Consider the following 17,939-nt stretch of genomic DNA (forward strand, 5'->3'; position numbering starts at 1 on the left):
ACATTCTAGGCATCAACATCTCTTCAATAGCTCTCCACAAACCAAATGGTTTGTGACAGCTCAGCATTTATTCAATACTGAACCAGTATATGAACACAATGGATGTTTATATACTTCGGCACGAAATCCCTTTTACTTATCTTCACAGACTCCATTAGTCTCCAATAAGTGACTCTTGATTTCATGCACCTCTATTCTCAGAGAGGAAAATTATATTTAAATGTAATTTCTATTATATTTCCTTTTCCTCCGTCTAGTCAATGAAAAGTTAAGGCATAGGAATATCAAAAAGAATAAATAAGAAAGCTATAAAGCTTCCAGATAGAACCCAAGCACCCAGCGCTGTCTTTTGATGAATGACTAAAAGTGAGAACGTGACAATATTGAAGAGAAAAGAACACAGCAGCGACCATCCATAATGATGAGTAATACTGTGATTAACATAAGCAATGAACTCAATCACAGTAAATAAAAGCGCCCACAAAAGAATCCACCACATCCGGCCGCTTACATGCAGCGGCAGCCTTCCTAAAAAAACTGGTATAACAAACGGATAAATAATTAAGGTTATTCCAAGGGAAACCATGAGGTGATCGGGTAGAAAAAGGTGATCAATACCAACAGGGTGAAATACCCATACGCGGTGATGAAACAGCAGTACTTCATAAAGCAAATTCCCCGTGACCCAAAACAGCAAAGTAGGATAGTATTCTTGATACCTGCGCCACTTGCCAAATAGTAAACCAAGAATGATAAAAAATAATACAAATGAAGATTGCATACGCTCTCCTTAAAATAATGGTTATTTCTTTTTATTTACATATTATAGAAATTTTATTCTCTTTGCTTTTATTCAGAAACTATAATAGAAAAGCCGTAAGCAGCAGCGTTAAAGACGTACTACCACTATTTGTGGCTTTCTTCACGCTGCTATAATCTTCGTAAAGGAACTTCTACCGCTTTTGTTTACGAGATGAAAGGAGCTGCTATATGTTAAAGTCAGCAAGACGTAAAAATAAGCTCGAAATAGCTCAGCCTAGTATGTGACTTCTTTTTTTGCTATGCTAAAATTGCATACATATAGCATAAGAATACTAGAAGAAAGAAAAGGGTGTTTTGGTATGAAAACATACATCGTAGTTGGAGCTGGGGTACTTGGAGCTTCTACTGCATATCATTTAGCAAAAGCAGGAGCAGATGTGACATTGGTAGATCGCAAGGATGCTGGTCAAGCTACTGATGCAGCAGCAGGAATTGTTTGTCCATGGCTTTCGCAGCGTCGAAATAAAGCATGGTACCGCTTAGCAAAAGGCGGCGCCAAGTACTATCAAACATTAATTCAGCAATTAGAAGACGATGGAGAAACGGATACAGGATATAAGCAAGTGGGAGCAATTAGCTTACATACTGATGAACAAAAGCTTAAAAAAATGGAAGAACGAGCATATAAACGTCGGGAAGAAGCTCCTGAAATAGGCGAGATTACACGTTTATCCGCTAAAGAAACACAGGCTTTGTTTCCGGTTCTTTCAGAAGAATACAGTTCAGTTCATATTAGTGGAGCCGCTCGCGTTAACGGAAGAGCTCTTCGAAACGCACTTGTGAATGCAGCGAAGAAAAACGGTGCAAAAATAATAGAAGGAAACGCAGAACTTCTTTATGAAAATAATCGAGTAACGGGCGTTGCCGTAAATGGACAAACCCTTCTAGCAAGTACAACAATCGTGACAGCAGGAGCGTGGGCAAATCAATTGCTAGAGCCTCTTGGAGTAAAATTTTTAGCAAGCTTTCAAAAAGCGCAAATTGTTCACTTGCACCTTCCAGATTTAGATACAAAAGACTGGCCCGTTGTGATGCCTCCAAGCGACCAATATATTCTTTCGTTTGAACAAGGTCAAATTGTTATTGGAGCAACACATGAAAACGACACGGATTATGACTTGCGAGTAACTGCTGGTGGGCTTCATGAAATTTTTTCAAAGGCCTTATCAATTGCTCCCGGCTTAACAGAAAGCACAGTTTTAGAAACAAGGGTAGGGTTTCGACCATTTACTCCAGGCTTCTTGCCAGTCATTGGAGCTCTTCCGGCTTACGAAGGAATACTAGTAGCCAATGGTCTCGGAGCTTCAGGCTTAACGTCGGGTCCTTATCTTGGTTCAGAGCTTGCTAAATTAGCACTTGAAATGGAAATGGAAATGGATCTTAGCGACTATGATGTAAGAGGAGCTATCGAGTCTTAAGCAAACAGAATGAATGAAAACAAATAGAAGTTCGCAAACTACAACTACTATATGATGAAAGGAAGTAGATTGTTTGCGAAAGATTATGATAAGTGCAGCAGCAGCTTTTTTATTTATGAGCGCGACGCCTGTATTAGCGGAAAACCATCCTCAGCCAGAAACAAAAGACGTGCAGCTGACGTCTCAGCAAAAGCAGGAATTGTCCGTGCTGTACAAAGAAATGCTAGCAAAAAAGAAAGAAATACTTTCCAAATATGTCGAGTACGGCGTGTTAAGCAAAACGGAGAGTCAAAACATTTCTTCACATATGGAAAATCGTTATCAGCATATGGAGAAAAATGGTTTTGTTCCGAAACGACACTGTCATAAAATGCATCATTCAAAGTAATTCATATTCACATAAAAAAGCGCCTTTACAGGCGCTTTTTTATGTGAATGAATGGAAAATATCCGCTTCTTTATCTAGTAAATTCTAAAATCCTCATGTAAAATTAAGAGAATGAGAACGAGTAGGAAAGATGCTAGTGAGGGGTAGGTAAATATGAACGATGAACGAAAATAAGAAAATAGTCCGATTACATGCAGAAAATCATTCAGCTGAGGCGCTAGGAATCATATTTGCTTACAAACAACAAGATGATCATCTTGTTTACAGTATGTATCAAGGTGAAAGCGTTCATGAGCAAAAAATACCTCTGGAAGAATGGGTCTCGTATGAGCATTTTTTCGAAGCACTAAATAAAAAGAAAAAGCTTATGTACGAGCTTCAAATAAATGATAAACGCTATGTAGTAAACTTAACCCCTTTATCTTACACAGAAAAGCCTGAAATCATGGGACATTGCGTGAATATAACTAGTTATCAGGAGAAAAAAGAACAGGTTCAGCCTTTTATCTATCATAACGCAGATGCTGTTGCTGTCGTTGACTTAAAAGGTAAAACGCTTCAAGTGAACCCTGCGTTTGAGAATACATTTGGCTGGACGTTTGAAGAAATTTATCAAAAGCCTCTTCCGATTATACCTTCGTTTTTAAAGGAGCCAGTGTGGGAACTTCATAAGACCATTCAATCAGGTGAATCGAAAACGGAATTTGAGACGGTCAGACAGCATAAAGACGGTCATTTAATTAATGTAAGCGTCACACTATTCCGCGTTGAAAATATGAATGATTGGCCGCTATGCATTGCTTTTGTCTATCGAGATATAACATCACGCAAACAGGCCGAAACGGCTTTAAAAGAAAGTGAAGAACGCTACCGAAGCTTGATTGAGTTATCGCCGGAAGCGATTATCGTTCATAGTGAAGGGAAAATTGATTACATCAACCCTGCAGGAGCTAAAGCGCTAGGATACAAAAGTCCTCAAGACGTATTAGGAGCTTGTGTTTATCAGTTTGTTCACCCTGATTACTATGATGTTGTAAAACAGCGAATTTATCGAATGAAAACAGAAAATAAATCTGTAGACCTACAGGAAGAAAAGTTTATTCATAAAGACGGTCATACGATTGATGCCGAAACCATTGCCTTTCCTATTCCCTATATGGGAAAGCAGGCCATTCAAGTTTTGTTTCGTGATATTACAGAACGTAAAAAAACTGAAAAATTGCTGCGTGAATCCGCTCAGCTTTCCTTAGTCGGACAGTTAGCCGCTGGTATTGCTCACGAAATTCGAAACCCTCTGACGGCGGTAAAAGGATTTATACAGTTATTAAAAGAAACGAGCGGTCAGCCTTACTATGTAGAAATGATAAATCATGAGTTAGATAGAATTGAATTGATTACCGATGAGTTCTTGAGTCTTGCAAAGCCTCAGGCGAAAACCTACAAAGACAAACATGTCCAAGATATTTTAGAGAATACTTTAAAGCTAGCTGAGGTGCAGGGGATTACAGAGAAAATTCACGTAAAAAAAGAAATTGATCTTCATCTTCCTCTCGTATTATGCGAAGAAAATCAGTTGAAACAGGTGTTTAGCAATATATTTAAAAATGCAGTCGAATCTATGCCAAGTGGAGGAACCGTAACGATTCAACTAAAAAGGTTTAATCAGGAGAACCTTGTTGTCCGGTTTAGCGACGAGGGGCCAGGCATCACGCAGGAAAGAATGAAGCATTTAGGAAAACCTTTTTATAGTACCAAAGAGAAAGGAACGGGGCTTGGACTGATGGTGTGCTATAAGATCATTCGAGAACATAGAGGAGAAATTAACTTTGTAAGTGAGCTTGGAAAAGGAACTACCGTAGACATTCTTTTGCCTTTTAAAAAGTAGATTCTACTTTTATAAGCATGAAACCTTTTCTAAAGGGGAATACATGTTAGTGAACGAATAATGAGGTTAAAATTAGGAGGGAATAAGATGGAACGCATTGAAACGGGAGAGATTTTTACAATTTTAGATGAAAATGATCAAGAGCAAGATATTGAAGTGCTTGGAAAAATGACGATTGAAGGGCACGATTATATTGCCGTTGCGTTTGTGGAAGAAGTTTTAATTGAAACAGAAGAAGAAATTGATGTTTTCTTTTTGAAAATTGAAGATGATGGTGAATGGTCTTCAATTGAAGATGATGAGGAGTTTGAAAAGGTATCAGCCGTATTTGAGGAAATGACATCCGCGTAAAAAGAGAGGTTAAAACCTCTCTTTTTTTATTTTAAATAATATAATATTTAGAATTTTTCTAAAAATATCTTGCTGAATTATTTCCCTTCATTTATGATGAATATGTAACATACCAACCGGTTAGTAAGTAAATGAAAGCGAGGGACTACCGTGTATTTTTCTTACTCTGACAAAGTAGTGAAGCTGCAAAAAGAATTGACCTCTTTTATGGAAGAGCATATTTATCCAAATGAACGGCTATACGAACAACAGCTGAATGAACAGCCGTCTAGATGGTCAGCTGTTCCTCCGATCATGGAAGAGTTAAAAGAAAAAGCAAAGCAAGCTGGATTATGGAACTTATTTTTGCCAGAAAGCGAATACGGAGCGGGTCTAACAAATGTCGAATATGCCCCTCTTTGCGAAATTATGGGCCGTTCTATTATTGGACCAGAAGCTTTTAACTGCGGAGCTCCTGACACCGGCAATATGGAAGTACTGGTTCGATACGGAACGCCTGAACAAAAAGAAAAATGGCTAAAGCCGCTGTTAAATGGAGACATTCGCTCCTGCTTTTCTATGACAGAACAGGATGTAGGTTCTTCTGATGCGACAAACATTCAGTGCAGTATTGTAAGAGAAGGCGATGAATATGTGATCAACGGAAGAAAATGGTGGTCTTCAGGTGCGGGAGATCCTCGCTGCAAAATTGCTATTGTCATGGGAAAAAGCGATTTTACCGCATCTAAATATGAACAGCAGTCTATGATTCTAGTTCCATTAAATACTCCAGGAGTTAAAATTGAACGAATGCTTCCAGTCTTTGGATACGATCACGCTCCTCATGGACATGCTGAAATTCATTATGACAATGTGCGTGTGCCAGCGTCTAATATGCTTTTAGGCGAAGGAAAAGGGTTTGCTATTGCTCAAGGCAGATTAGGGCCTGGACGTATTCATCACTGCATGCGGCTAATAGGAGCAGCTGAAAGAGCGCTTGAAGAATTATGTAAGCGTATTCAAAGTCGTTCTACGTTTAATAAGTTGCTTTCTCAGCAAGGGGTTATTCAAGAATGGGTGGCAGAGTCGCGTATTGAAATTGAGCAAGCTCGCTTATTAACATTAAAAGCTGCTTATATGATGGACACAGTTGGAAATAAAAAAGCGCGGAAAGAAATTGCTATGATTAAAGTAATGGCTCCTGCTATGGCTTTAAAAGTCATTGATCGCGCTATTCAAGCATTTGGAGCAGCAGGTGTTTCAGAAGACACGCCGCTTGCGGCACTTTGGGCAAATGCCCGCACTCTTCGCCTTGCTGATGGTCCAGATGAAGTGCACAAAGCACAGCTTGCAAGGCTTGAGCTAAAACCCTATCAAGAAAAGGAGGCAACCTATGCACATAAAGGACTTGTTTGATTTAACTGGCAAAACAGCTATTATTACCGGCGGAGGCAGAGGGTTAGGAGAACAAATGGCAGAAGGGCTTGCAGAGGCAGGAGCAAACATTGTTCTATGTTCGAGAAAAAAAGAAGCATGTCAGCAAGTAGCCGACCGATTGGCCCGCCTCGATGTAAAAACGCTCGCCTTAACTTGCGACATCAGTCAGCCTGAAGATATTAAAAATGTCGTGCATCAGACAATTGAAACATTTGGACGTATTGATATTTTAATTAATAACAGCGGAGCTACGTGGGGTGCTCCGGTTGAAGAAATGCCTCTTGAAGCATGGCAAAAAGTGATGAATATTAATGTTACAGGAACGTTTTTAATGTCTCAAGAAGCTGGAAAAGAAATGATTAAACAAAAAGCTGGCAAGATTATTAACATTGCTTCGATTGCCGGTCTTGGAGGAACGGATCCTCAGTACATGGATACAATCGGGTACAATACGAGTAAAGGAGCGGTCATTACGTTTACGAAAGATTTAGCTGTCAAATGGGGACAGCATAATATTCAAGTTAATGCGATTGCGCCGGGATTTTTCCCTACTAAAATGTCAGGTGCGATTATGGAACAAGGCAAAGATTATTTTCTAAGTCAAACCCCTTTAAAACGCTTTGGCTCCGACGCTGATTTAAAAGGAGCCGCTGTTTTTCTTGCTTCTGCGGCGTCTAATTATATTACGGGAGATATTCTGACAGTAGACGGTGGAGTTCATGCTATGTGAATAAGAAAGGAGTAACTTGATGGAAGACGTTAAAAAATGGTTTACACCTTATCCAGAAGCCTACACTCATGACATTCACATCGAAGATATTTCACTATTTGATATGCTCAAAGAAACAGCCGAACGTTATCCTGCTCACACGGCAACGCGCATGTATCAGCATACGTTAACGTACCAGGAGCTGTATCACTCAGTTCGCGTATTTGCAGGAGCACTCCAGAAAAAAGGGATTAAAAAAGGAGATCGTGTAGCAGTTATGCTGCCAAACTGTCCGCAATATATAATAAGCTATTTCGGCATTGTAGCAGCGGGCGGCATTGTTACTCAGGTCAATCCTATGCTTGTCGAACAAGAGCTAGAGCATATTTTAAACGATTCCGGGGCAAAAAAAATAATTCTACTCGATGATTTTTATACGAGACTTCAAGAAATAAGAAATCGCGTTCATATAGAAGAAGCGATAACTGTCAGCTTGCAAAAACCTTTTGTTCCTACATCACCAGACCTTTCCTTCCTAGATTTTTTAACCATAAAACATGAATTTAATCAGCCGGTCATCCATCCATCACACGATATTGCTGTTCTTCAGTATACGGGAGGAACGACCGGACCATCTAAAGGTGCGATGCTTACACATACAAACATTTACACAAACGCAGTTCAATCATACGAAATATTTAAGCATGATATTGAATTAGGAAAAGAAAAATGCTTAACCGTTATTCCATTGTTTCACGTATTTGGCATGACTTCCTGTATGCATTTATCAATTCTTTGCGGAAATGAAATATTGCTATTGCCGCGTTTTGATTTGGAAGAAGTACTAAATACAATAAAAAAAGAGCAGCCTAGTATTTTTCCCGGTGTTCCAACTATGTATGTTGCTATTACCAATCATCCTCAGGCAGAAGAATACAACATCGAAAGTATTCGTATCTGCAACAGCGGCAGTGCGCCGATGCCTGTTGAGCTGATGAAAGAGTTCGAACGAAAAACGGGCGCTAAAGTGTTAGAAGGGTACGGGCTATCAGAAGCATCTCCTGTGACGCATTGCAACCTGCCGTTTTGTGAGAGAAAGCCAGGTACAGTCGGACTTGGCGTTCCGCAAACTGCTTATAAAATTGTTGATGTGGCTACAGGAACAAAAGAACTGCCAAGAGGAAAGCTTGGAGAAATAGTAATTAAAGGCCCTCAAGTTATGAAGGGCTATTGGAATCAACCTGAAGAGACGGCTCACGCGCTTAGAAACGGCTGGCTGTACACAGGAGATATTGGACAGATAGATGAAGACGGGTATTTATCCATTGTTGATCGTAAAAAAGATATGATTATTGCGAGTGGTTTTAATGTGTACCCTCGAGATATTGAAGAAGTTTTATATGAACACAGCCACATTAAAGAAGCCGTTGTAATTGGTGTGCCGCACCCTTACAGAGGAGAAACCATTAAAGCGATTTTGGTAGTGAAAGATGGGAAATCTCTTTCCGAAGAAGAGCTTACTTCTTATTGTCGACAGCACCTTGCCGCTTACAAAATTCCGCGAATCTTTGAGTTTCGCGCTGAGCTTCCTAAGACTAATGTAGGAAAAATTTTACGACGGGCACTACGAGAAGAAGTGGTGAAAGAAACGATGTAAATAAGCTGAACATAAACAAACTTTTTCAAAAGCTCCCTCTAAGCCATGGTATAATTTGTGAAAATGAGAAAAGACAGAGAGGGTTTGACGATGAAAGATTTGATGATGGAACGAAGCATTCAGCTTTTTGCTCAAAAAGGTTTCAAAGAAACGTCTATTCAAGATATTGTAAATGAATTAAACGTCACAAAGGGAACGTTTTATTATTATTTTAAAAGCAAACAAGAGCTTTTAATGGATATTCACCTTCAATATATTGAAAGATTAATAGAAAACCAAGAAACGATTCTTGCAGATAAGACAACATCTTATCCAGAAAAACTTCACAGCATTATTTTTAAACTTGTTCATGATATTGAGAAAGAAGGTCTTCGAGCTAAAGTGTTTTTTCGAGAGATGCGTCATTTGAGTGAAGAACACTTAGAACAAATCATTCCAAAACGCGATCGTTTTAAAGAAAACGTACAGGAAATTATTGAAAAAGGCATGGAAGCAGGGCAGTTCCGTTCAGATTTGCCTTCAGATATCGTGACGCTAGGCATATTAGGAATGACAAATTGGAGCTATTTTTGGTTTCAGCCAGATGGTGAAAAGACAGATCGAGAAGTTGCGGCTATTTTTTATAAGATGCTGATGAAAGGTATTGAGTCATAGTAGCTGCTAGGCTAGACAGTGCTCGTAAAAGGCGGGAAAGTACAAGCCCTTTCTCTCCTTTTATATTAAAAGGAGGCTATAACATGAATAGTAAAGATATACAGCGTATTGCTGTTATTGGAGCAGGACAAATGGGACATCAAATCGGTATGCTTTGTGCACTCGGAGGATATGAAACAATTATTCAAGATATGAATGAACAATCACTCATTGATGCAAAAGACAAGCTGGAAGCAATTATAGGCAAGTGGGTTCAGAAAGGAAAAATCTCTTCTGAGGCTAAGGAAGCCGCATTCCGAAGATTGTCTTTTACAAACACATTAAAGGAAGCGGTTTCAAATGCTGATTTTATAATTGAAGCTGTGGTAGAAAAGTTAGATGTAAAACAAAGTGTCTTTAAAGAAATAGATGAGTACGCACCAAGTCACGCCATTTTAGCGTCGAATAGTTCAACAATTGTTAACTCGCTTATTGCAAGTGCAACAAACCGTCCAGAGCAAATCGTTAACATGCATTTCTTTTTCCCTCCCCTTGTAATGGACTGCGTAGAAGTTGTGATGAGTGAAAAGACAAGTGAAAAAACAGCTCAAACGACAATGGATGTTTGCAAGCAAATTAATCGCACAGCAGTCCTTCTGAAAAAAGAAATCTCAGGTTTTATTGCTAATCGAATTTTAGGAGCGTTGCAAAAAGAAGCCGTTTTCCTTTATGAAAATGGATACGCAGATTTTGAAGACATTGATACGATTTGCAAAAAAGCGCTCAATCACCCGATCGGTCCTTTTGAATTGATGGATCTCTCGGGAATTGACGTCGGATATTTTGTGATGCAGCAGCGCTATAGCGAAACGGGGAATCCGGAGGACAAGCCAGCTGCGTGCATTGAAGAAAAAGTTCAAAAAGGCGAGCTTGGACGTAAAACAGGAAAAGGTTTTTACACATACCACACACAAGGAGTGAAGTAATGATGAAAAAATTTGTACGTGTTGAAAAAGAGGAGAAAACGGCAATTGTAACCATTGATAACCCGCCTTTAAATGTAATGAGCCAGGCTGTTGTGCAGCAGCTTGAAGAAACGTATGAAGAGCTTAGTAAAGACCCTGATGTCATTACAATCATTTTAACAGGAGCGGGCGACCGGGCCTTTATGGCTGGAGCTGATATTAAAGAGTTTCCTCAGTTAATGGGGCAAAGCGGCATTAAAGAAGAGTTTATGAAAACCCATCGTGTTTTGCAAAAACTTGAAAACATTGAAAAACCAACAATTGTCGTGTTAAACGGTTTAACGTTTGGAGGAGGATGCGAACTTTCACTAACCGCTGATATACGCATTGCCGAAGAACATGCTCAAATCGGTCTTCCGGAAGTGAAGCTCGGATTGTTTCCTGGAGGTGGCGGAACTCAGCGTCTTCCACGCGTAATCGGCGTTTCTAAAGCTAAAGAGTGGATGTTTGCCGGCAGTCCTGTTTCTGCAGAAGAAGCGCTTCATGCAGGCTTTGCCAATCATATAACGCCTAAAGGAAAAGGGCTCGAAAAAGCAAAAGAGCTGGCTAAGAAATTTAACCGTCACTCTCTTCCGTCACTTTCTCGAATTAAGACAGCGGTAAACGAAGGAATAAATCGTACATTATCTGAAGGTCTTGAACTTGAGGCAGAGCTGTTTGAAGAAGTCTTTCAAACAGAAGATATTAAAGAAGGAGTATCAGCATTTATTGAAAAGCGTCCCGCTGTTTTTTCACATAAGTAAAGGAGGAGAAGATCATGTATGAAACACAGGTCAAAGTGCGCTTTTGCGAAACAGACGCACTCGGTCACATTAACAATACGAGCTATTTCATTTATTTAGAAGAGGCCCGTATTGCTTTTTTTGAAGAAATGGGAGCATCCATGCATACACAAAAGTGGGAGTATATTTTAGCGTCTACTAAATGTGATTTTGTTGCGCAAGGTTATTTTAATCAAGTACTAATGATTAAAACCTTTGTATCTAATGTCGGCAATAAAAGCTTTACAATTGGTCATGAAATTACCGACAGCAAGACGGGATCGCTGATTGCTAAAGGAGAAGCTGTCATTGTGTACTTTGATTTTGATGCACAAAAAAGCGTGTCTATTCCAGCGGACATTAAGCAGTTTTTGATGAATTATAAAGTAGCTGTTTAACTATAAAAAAGCAGGTGGTAAAAGAATGTCACAAATCATTCCTGTACGAAAAGGAGAGGAATTAAACACGGAAAAACTGCATCAGTTTCTCCGTGTTTCGATTCCAGATTTACCTAAAGAGCCTCTTTTAATCAAGCAATTTGGATCAGGTGCGTCCAATTTAACCTACGCTCTTTCAGTCGGAGAGTGGGAGGCGGTGTTGAGACGCCCTCCCTTTGGGCCAGTTGCGCCAAAAGCGCATGACATGCAAAGAGAATACAAGATTTTATCTGTTTTATCGAAGTCTTTCCCTCTCGCTCCTCGGCCGTATGTGTTTTGTGAAGATGAGACGGTGGTCGGGAAATCCTTTTTTTTAATGGAGAGAAAGCACGGTGTTCTCATCGACACAGCGTTTCCAGAGGAAGTGAAAGGAACTAGCGCACTTTGCCGTTGTATTTCAGAACAAATGGTGGATGTCCTTGCTCAGCTTCATGATGTTCCTTATAAAGGCACGCTTCTTGAAAAAATCAGCAAGCCCGAAGGATTTTTAGAACGTCAGGTACACGGCTGGATTCATCGTTATGAAAAATCAAAAACAAGTGACATACCGGAAGTAGAAGCCCTAAAAAAATGGTTGACCACACACATCCCCACTACACAGCATTCGACCATTATTCACTATGATTATAAGCTTAACAATACGTTATTTTCGCCGGATGGAAATAAAATTGTAGGATTATTTGACTGGGAAATGACAACCGTTGGAGACCCGCTTGCTGATTTGGGAGTGGCGCTGAGCTACTGGATGGAAGACAGCGATCCTGAACTTTTGAAAAGAGGACTCGGAAATCCACCTGTTACTGTGCAAAAAAGCTTTTATTCCCGGCGAGATTTTGTAGAAGCATACGCTAAAAAAAGCGGACGGGATGTTTCACACATTGACTTTTACCTGAAATTTGCGTACTTCAAGCTTGCTGTCATTTGTCAGCAAATTTATTACCGTTATAAAAAAGGCCAAACAAATGATAAACGGTTTTCACAATTTGGAGATTATGTAAAAACACTAATTATTCATGCTCTGCACACAGAACGAGGACATATATGAAAGGAAAAGTTCACGTAATACTTAAAAAGGAAGAGCTTCTTGCCAAAAAGCTAGAAGGAAAAACGGTTGTTATATTTGACGTCTTATTAGCTACATCAACAATTGCGGCTGCTTTACAGCAAGGAGCAAGAGAAGTTATTCCGGTAAAAAACGAAGAAGAAGCGCGTGAAAAAGCAAAAACGTACAAGCCTGATGATATTGCGCTTGTAGGCGAATATGGAGGGAAAACGATTGAAGGCTTTTTTGATCCGAATCCCAGCACGTTAAAGAAGCATGTTCAAAATAAAACGGTTATTTTGTCCACGACTAATGGAACCGTAGCCATTCATAACGCTGAAAAAGCAAACCATGTATATACAGCTTCGCTTTTAAACGGAGAAGCGGTTGCCAGTGCTGTTTGTCAGCAAGGTCAAGATGAAACTGTTTTATTAGTTTGTTCAGGTTCATCCGGTCGCTTCTGTCTAGAAGATTTGTATGGATCGGGGCACTTTATAAGCTGTCTGCTGCAACTAAAAACATTTCATTTAACGGATGCTGCAAAAGCCGCACTGCTTTTGTATGAGGCTTATGAGCATTCACCTGTTGAAATATTGAAGCGCTCAGCCGTAGGAGAAATGCTCACTCAGTATGGCTTTCTAAACGAAATTGGCTTTGTCAGCCAAAAAAACGTCTATTCCGTAGTTCCTAAGGTAGTGAAAAAAAAGCTAGTAAACGGGGAGGACACGATATGTCTGAAATGAAAACTGAAGCAAAAGGCGGATCATTTTTACTAAAAAAAACATCTGCGCATCACGTTTATACACCCGAAGACTTAACGTCTGAGCATCGTATGATTGCTCAGACGGCAAAGCAGTTTATTGAAAAAGAAGTAGACCCTTACCATAATGACATTGAGCAGCAGGATTTTAATAAAGTAGTAGAATTAATGCATAAAGCAGGCGAGCTTGGACTTCTTGCTCACAGTATTCCAGAAGCATATGGAGGATTAGGTCTTGATAAAGTAAGCAAAGGACTTGTCGGTGAAATCATTGGCCGCACAAGCGGATATGGAGTCGCTCATTCTAATCATACATGCATTGCGACACTTCCTATTACGTATTTTGGCACCAAGGAGCAAAAAGAAAAATACTTGCCTAAATTGGCAAGCGGCGAATATATTGGGGCCTACTGTTTGACAGAGCCAGAAGCAGGTTCTGATGCTCTTGCAGCCCAAACAAAAGCCGTATTAAATCCTGAAAAAACGCATTATGTATTAAATGGAACGAAGCAGTACATTACCAATGCTGCCTTTTCAGATACGTTCATCACGTATGCAAAAGTAGACGGTGAACATTTTACCGCTTTTATTGTAGAAAAAGGTTTTGAAGGACTGTCTCTCGGGCCAGAAGAAAAGAAAATGGGAATCAAAGGTTCGTCTACTCGTCCAGTTATTTATGAAGATTGTTTAGTACCCGTAGAAAACGTACTTGGACAAGTAGGAAAAGGTCACTTGATTGCGTTGAACGTCTTAAACCTTGGACGTTTTAACTTAGGTTTTGCATGTATGGGCGCAGCGAAATATGCGTTTGAACTTGCTTTAGCTTATACAAAAGAACGCAAGCAGTTTAAAACAGCTATTGCAGAATTTAATGCTTCAAAAGAAAAAATAGCAAAAATGGCAGCTCGTATTTTTGCATCTGAATCTATTCAGTACCGTACAGCTGGTTTACTAGAAGAGGCGCTTGGCGGCTTATATGAAAGTGAAAATCATAAGTTAGTAGCTAAACAGCTGGCTGAATTTGCAATGGAATGTTCAGTTTGTAAAGTGTATGGATCGGAAACCCTTGATTTAATTGCCGATGAATCGCTGCAGCTTCATGGAGGCGCAGGGTTTATTCAGGAATATAAAATAGAACAAGTATATCGTGACTCACGCATCAATCGTATTTTTGAAGGCACAAATGAAATCAACCGCCTTTTGCTTCCAACTCAGCTTCTAAAAAAAGCAGCCAAAGGAGAAATAGAGCTGAGCAAACAAGTAGAACATGCTGTTAGTGAATTGATGAGCGGTCAGTGGGAAATATCTTCAAATGAACTTCTAGCAAGAGAAAAGCAGGCGGTTATTACCACAAGACATTTATTTCTTGCTTTGTTAGGAACAGCATTCCAAACGTTTAACGCCAACTTAGCACAAGAACAAGAAACGCTGATGAAGCTCGCAGAAATTGCTGTTGGACTATTTGCGATAGAGTCATCTGTGCTGCGCGCGGAAAAAGCCGTGAGCAAAAATGGAGAAGAACAAGAAACATTAAAAAGCAAGCTGACAGCAACCGTTGTCAGTGAAACGCTATTTGAAATTGAAAAGCAGGCTCGACAATTAATAAACGGGATGTTAACGGGTGAAAAACACCGACAATACCGTACAATTCTTGGGAAATGGATGAATGATTTGCAAAGTGAAGGAGAGTTCACGCGCAATCGAGATATCGCCCGTGAATTTATCGACAGCGGGCGATATGTTGTATAAGGAGGGATATTATGCGTTTTGAAGGGCAAATAGCTGTTATTACAGGAGCTGGAAGCGGCATTGGAGAAGCGACCGCTCAGAGAATGGCGAAAGAAGGCGCTCGCGTCATTCTTGTCGGGCGAACGAAAGAAAAACTAGTACAGGCTGCATCCGCTATTGACACACGGTGTGAACGAAAATGCACGGATATTTTCCCAGCTGATGTAACGAAAGAAGAAGACGTCAAAGAGCTGGCTGAGTTTATAAAAGAAAAGTACGGACAAATTCATTTATTAATTAATAACGCAGGCGGATCAGTTAATTCAACCATCAAAGAAACAACTCTTGAACAGTGGAAACACGTGCAGGACGTCAATTTAACAAGCGTGTTTCTTGTAACAAAACATTTGATTCCTTTTTTAACTGAAGAAATAGGAGGAAATCGATCTATTGTTAACATCGCTTCTCTTTCAGGACATAAAGCAGGTGCACAAATCCCTCACTACAGCGCTGCTAAAGCTGCTTTAATTAACTTTACAAAAGCAATGGCATTTGAATTAGCACCTCAAGGAGTCAGAGTAAACTCTGTGTCTCCTGGATTCGTAGAAACACCTTTAACACAGCCTGGACTTGAAAATGAGCGCTTCACTAAGGCAATCGAAAAAAATACGGCTTTAAAACGTGTAGGTAAACCAGATGAAATTGCAAACGTTATTGCTTTTGCAGCGTCTGAAGAGGCATCGTATATGACGGGAAGTGATTTATTAGTAGATGGCGGATGGCTTATCGTTTAATGCAAAATAAAAAGGAGGGAATCTGAAATATGAGTGATTTAGTGGTAGAAAAGCAGGGGACTATTTTATCTTTAACGTTAAATCGTCCGGATCGTTTAAATGCATTCAGTGAGGAAATGATTGAAAAGTTAACATCTGAAATAAAACAGGCGCAAAGCGATGAGTCTATTAAAGTGGTTATATTAAATGGCGCAGGGAGCTCATTTTCTGCCGGAGGCGATGTAAAAACGATGGGCCAAGCATCCGGATCTGATGTTTATGAACATATCGGCCGTTTAAATGAATGTATTTTAGCGATGCAAAATCTAGAGAAGCCAATTATTTCAGCAGTTCATGGATTTGCAGCAGGAGCGGCTTTTAATTTAGCTCTCGCTTCTGACTTTATCATTGCGTCAGAAGAAAGTCGGTTCGTATTAAGCTTTTCTCAAGTTGGATTGATTTCAGACGGAGGAGGCCTTTACTTTCTTACAAAGGTCGTTGGTCCCCACAAAGCTAAGGAACTGTTATTTTTAGGAGAGCCTATGAATGCCGATACGGCTTACAAAGCTGGTTTTTTAAACCGTATAGTTCCGTTAAATCAGTTGAAAGATGAGGTCACATCCTTTGCAAGTCGCTTATCACAAGGACCAACGAAAGCGTATGGAAAAATGAAAAAAATTGTCAATGATTCTTTTCATTTAACGTTAGAACAAGTCCTTGAACAAGAAAGGCTAACGCAAGTTCTTATGGTAGAAACAAGAGATCATCAAGAAGGAATATCGGCGTTTAAAGAAAAAAGAAAGCCACTATTTCAAGGGAAATAAGAGGGGGATATAAGATGAAAGCCATTCAATTTACGCAGTACGGAGGACCTGATGTTCTTCAAGTTATCGATATTGCACGTCCTGTACCAAAAAAGAAAGATGTGCTCATTAAAGTTGCGGCAATCGGCGTTAATTACGCCGACGCTGCGAGGCGTGAAGGAGCATACGTAGTCGAAACACCGCTGCCTTTTATTCCTGGATCTGAAGTGGCGGGCGAAGTGGTTGAGGTAGGCGAGGATGTAAAAGGAATACAAGTAGGTACAAAAGTCGTGACGCTGCTAGGATCTAATCGTGCAACAGGCTACGCTGAGTACACGCTGGCAGATTCAAGAGGCCTTATTCCGTTGCCGGATAATGTGGATTTAACACAAGCGGTTGCTTTGCCTCTTCAAGGACTCACGGCTTATCATATCTTAAAAACAATGGGTCGCCTTGAAAAAGGAGAAACCGTCATCGTTCATGCGGCAGCAGGCGGTGTTGGAACCTTAGCTGTTCAGCTTGCCAAAATTTTTGGAGCTGGAAAAGTTATTGCTACAGCGAGCTCCAAAGAAAAGCTTGAGCTTGCAAAAAATCTCGGAGCTGACGAAGCGATTAACTATACAGAAACAGGCTGGGAAAAACAAATTTTAGAAGTGACGGAAGGAAAAGGAGCCGATATTATTTTAGAAATGGTAGGAGGGCATATATTCTATGAATCTCTTCAATGTCTTGCACCATTTGGGCGCCTCGTTTTTTACGGAATGGCTAGCGGAAAACCTGTAAAATTTAACCCCGCCCGCCTGATGGAAAAAAATCAATCGGTTCTAGGCTTTTTCTTACCTCAAATGATGGCAAAACCAGTGATTTATCAACAAAGCTTGCATGAGCTATTAAACTACGTGAATTCCGGTCAGTTAAAATTAATGCTGGGCGGCACATTTTCACTTGATGAAGCGGCAGATGTGCATCGTCTGCTTCAAGGAAGAAAAACGACCGGAAAATTAGTGTTAGTTCCTTAACAAAACAGCTTCCGTCTCTAATAGGGATGGGAGCTGTTTTGGTTTAAAAAATTGGCTTTCACCTGCCAATTTTTTAAAAACCGCTTAATAATTTGGCATAAAAATCAATGTTTTTTACTAATTTCTTCTATATTTTAACACTGGCATGGAAGTTGCATAATAAGTGTTTGAACATATAAAGGAGGAATTGAATATGGTGAGAAATGGAACGGACCGCGTGAAGCGGGGAATGGCAGAAATGCAAAAAGGTGGCGTTATCATGGACGTTATCAATGCAGAGCAAGCAAAAATTGCAGAAGCAGCAGGCGCTGT

18 protein-coding genes, 1 pseudogene and 1 riboswitch are annotated in these 17,939 nt (G+C 39.9%); of the genes and pseudogenes, 18 read left to right on the forward strand and 1 reads right to left on the reverse strand.

Annotated elements, in window-relative coordinates; genetic code table 11:
* Positions 1-19: 19 nt before the first annotated feature.
* A riboswitch (Lysine riboswitch) is annotated at positions 20-202 on the reverse strand.
* 66 nt (positions 203-268) lie between these two features.
* The gene (locus AC3WJG_RS19370) at positions 269-781 is read right to left on the reverse strand and encodes a CBO0543 family protein (protein ID WP_060745649.1); all 513 of its coding nucleotides are present in this window, start codon (positions 779-781) and stop codon (positions 269-271) included.
* Positions 782-1,121: 340 nt separating this feature from the next.
* Here AC3WJG_RS19370 and AC3WJG_RS19375 point away from each other — a divergent pair, with 340 nt between their 5' ends.
* The 18 genes and pseudogenes from AC3WJG_RS19375 to AC3WJG_RS19460 all read left to right on the forward strand — a co-directional run.
* Positions 1,122-2,240 (forward strand): NAD(P)/FAD-dependent oxidoreductase, encoded by a 1,119-nt coding sequence (locus tag AC3WJG_RS19375; RefSeq protein WP_060745648.1) that lies wholly within the window; start codon positions 1,122-1,124, stop codon positions 2,238-2,240.
* A 73-nt stretch (positions 2,241-2,313) separates the two neighbouring features.
* A complete protein-coding gene (locus tag AC3WJG_RS19380) occupies positions 2,314-2,628 on the forward strand; it encodes a YckD family protein (RefSeq protein ID WP_060745647.1) in 315 nt (104 codons plus the stop codon).
* Positions 2,629-2,788: 160 nt separating this feature from the next.
* Positions 2,789-4,513, forward strand: a complete 1,725-nt coding sequence (locus AC3WJG_RS19385) for a PAS domain-containing sensor histidine kinase (RefSeq protein WP_060745646.1) — start codon at positions 2,789-2,791, stop codon at positions 4,511-4,513.
* Between the two features lie 87 nt (positions 4,514-4,600).
* Entirely contained in the window at positions 4,601-4,864 is a 264-nt protein-coding gene (locus tag AC3WJG_RS19390; RefSeq protein WP_028408533.1) for a DUF1292 domain-containing protein, read from the forward strand.
* Positions 4,865-5,014: 150 nt separating this feature from the next.
* Positions 5,015-6,259 carry an acyl-CoA dehydrogenase gene (locus AC3WJG_RS19395; protein WP_337133999.1) on the forward strand — a complete coding sequence of 415 codons (1,245 nt, stop codon included), beginning with the start codon at positions 5,015-5,017 and terminating at the stop codon, positions 6,257-6,259.
* Complete coding sequence (locus AC3WJG_RS19400; RefSeq protein WP_028408531.1) at positions 6,237-7,010, forward strand: SDR family oxidoreductase; 774 nt, start codon at positions 6,237-6,239, stop codon at positions 7,008-7,010. The genes AC3WJG_RS19395 and AC3WJG_RS19400 overlap by 23 nt, the downstream gene beginning before the upstream one ends.
* Before the next feature lie 19 nt (positions 7,011-7,029).
* Positions 7,030-8,646 (forward strand): long-chain-fatty-acid--CoA ligase, encoded by a 1,617-nt coding sequence (locus tag AC3WJG_RS19405; RefSeq protein ID WP_279620569.1) that lies wholly within the window; start codon positions 7,030-7,032, stop codon positions 8,644-8,646.
* Positions 8,647-8,736: 90 nt separating this feature from the next.
* Positions 8,737-9,300 (forward strand): TetR/AcrR family transcriptional regulator, encoded by a 564-nt coding sequence (locus AC3WJG_RS19410; protein WP_025751919.1) that lies wholly within the window; start codon positions 8,737-8,739, stop codon positions 9,298-9,300.
* An 83-nt stretch (positions 9,301-9,383) separates the two neighbouring features.
* Positions 9,384-10,265 carry a 3-hydroxyacyl-CoA dehydrogenase family protein gene (locus AC3WJG_RS19415; RefSeq protein ID WP_098333183.1) on the forward strand — a complete coding sequence of 294 codons (882 nt, stop codon included), beginning with the start codon at positions 9,384-9,386 and terminating at the stop codon, positions 10,263-10,265.
* Positions 10,265-11,047 (forward strand): enoyl-CoA hydratase, encoded by a 783-nt coding sequence (locus AC3WJG_RS19420; RefSeq protein WP_028408528.1) that lies wholly within the window; start codon positions 10,265-10,267, stop codon positions 11,045-11,047. The genes AC3WJG_RS19415 and AC3WJG_RS19420 overlap by 1 nt, the downstream gene beginning before the upstream one ends.
* 14 nt (positions 11,048-11,061) lie before the next feature.
* The gene (locus AC3WJG_RS19425; protein WP_337133998.1) at positions 11,062-11,463 is read left to right on the forward strand and encodes an acyl-CoA thioesterase; all 402 of its coding nucleotides are present in this window, start codon (positions 11,062-11,064) and stop codon (positions 11,461-11,463) included.
* A gap of 25 nt (positions 11,464-11,488) precedes the next feature.
* Positions 11,489-12,547 (forward strand): phosphotransferase family protein, encoded by a 1,059-nt coding sequence (locus tag AC3WJG_RS19430; protein ID WP_028408527.1) that lies wholly within the window; start codon positions 11,489-11,491, stop codon positions 12,545-12,547.
* Positions 12,544-13,287 carry a 2-phosphosulfolactate phosphatase gene (locus AC3WJG_RS19435; RefSeq protein WP_217598849.1) on the forward strand — a complete coding sequence of 248 codons (744 nt, stop codon included), beginning with the start codon at positions 12,544-12,546 and terminating at the stop codon, positions 13,285-13,287. The genes AC3WJG_RS19430 and AC3WJG_RS19435 overlap by 4 nt, the downstream gene beginning before the upstream one ends.
* Positions 13,275-15,053, forward strand: coding sequence for an acyl-CoA dehydrogenase FadE (locus tag AC3WJG_RS19440; RefSeq protein ID WP_337133997.1), 1,779 nt, complete (start codon positions 13,275-13,277; stop codon positions 15,051-15,053). The genes AC3WJG_RS19435 and AC3WJG_RS19440 overlap by 13 nt, the downstream gene beginning before the upstream one ends.
* A gap of 11 nt (positions 15,054-15,064) precedes the next feature.
* The gene (locus AC3WJG_RS19445; protein WP_060745639.1) at positions 15,065-15,826 is read left to right on the forward strand and encodes an SDR family NAD(P)-dependent oxidoreductase; all 762 of its coding nucleotides are present in this window, start codon (positions 15,065-15,067) and stop codon (positions 15,824-15,826) included.
* Positions 15,827-15,855: 29 nt separating this feature from the next.
* Entirely contained in the window at positions 15,856-16,629 is a 774-nt protein-coding gene (locus AC3WJG_RS19450) for an enoyl-CoA hydratase/isomerase family protein (protein ID WP_060745638.1), read from the forward strand.
* Between the two features lie 14 nt (positions 16,630-16,643).
* The gene (locus tag AC3WJG_RS19455; RefSeq protein WP_253352824.1) at positions 16,644-17,627 is read left to right on the forward strand and encodes a quinone oxidoreductase family protein; all 984 of its coding nucleotides are present in this window, start codon (positions 16,644-16,646) and stop codon (positions 17,625-17,627) included.
* Positions 17,628-17,820: 193 nt separating this feature from the next.
* Positions 17,821-17,939: pseudogene (locus tag AC3WJG_RS19460) on the forward strand (pyridoxal 5'-phosphate synthase lyase subunit PdxS); the annotation flags it as partial.

This window comes from Priestia sp. FW507-14D1A (genome assembly GCF_058781295.1).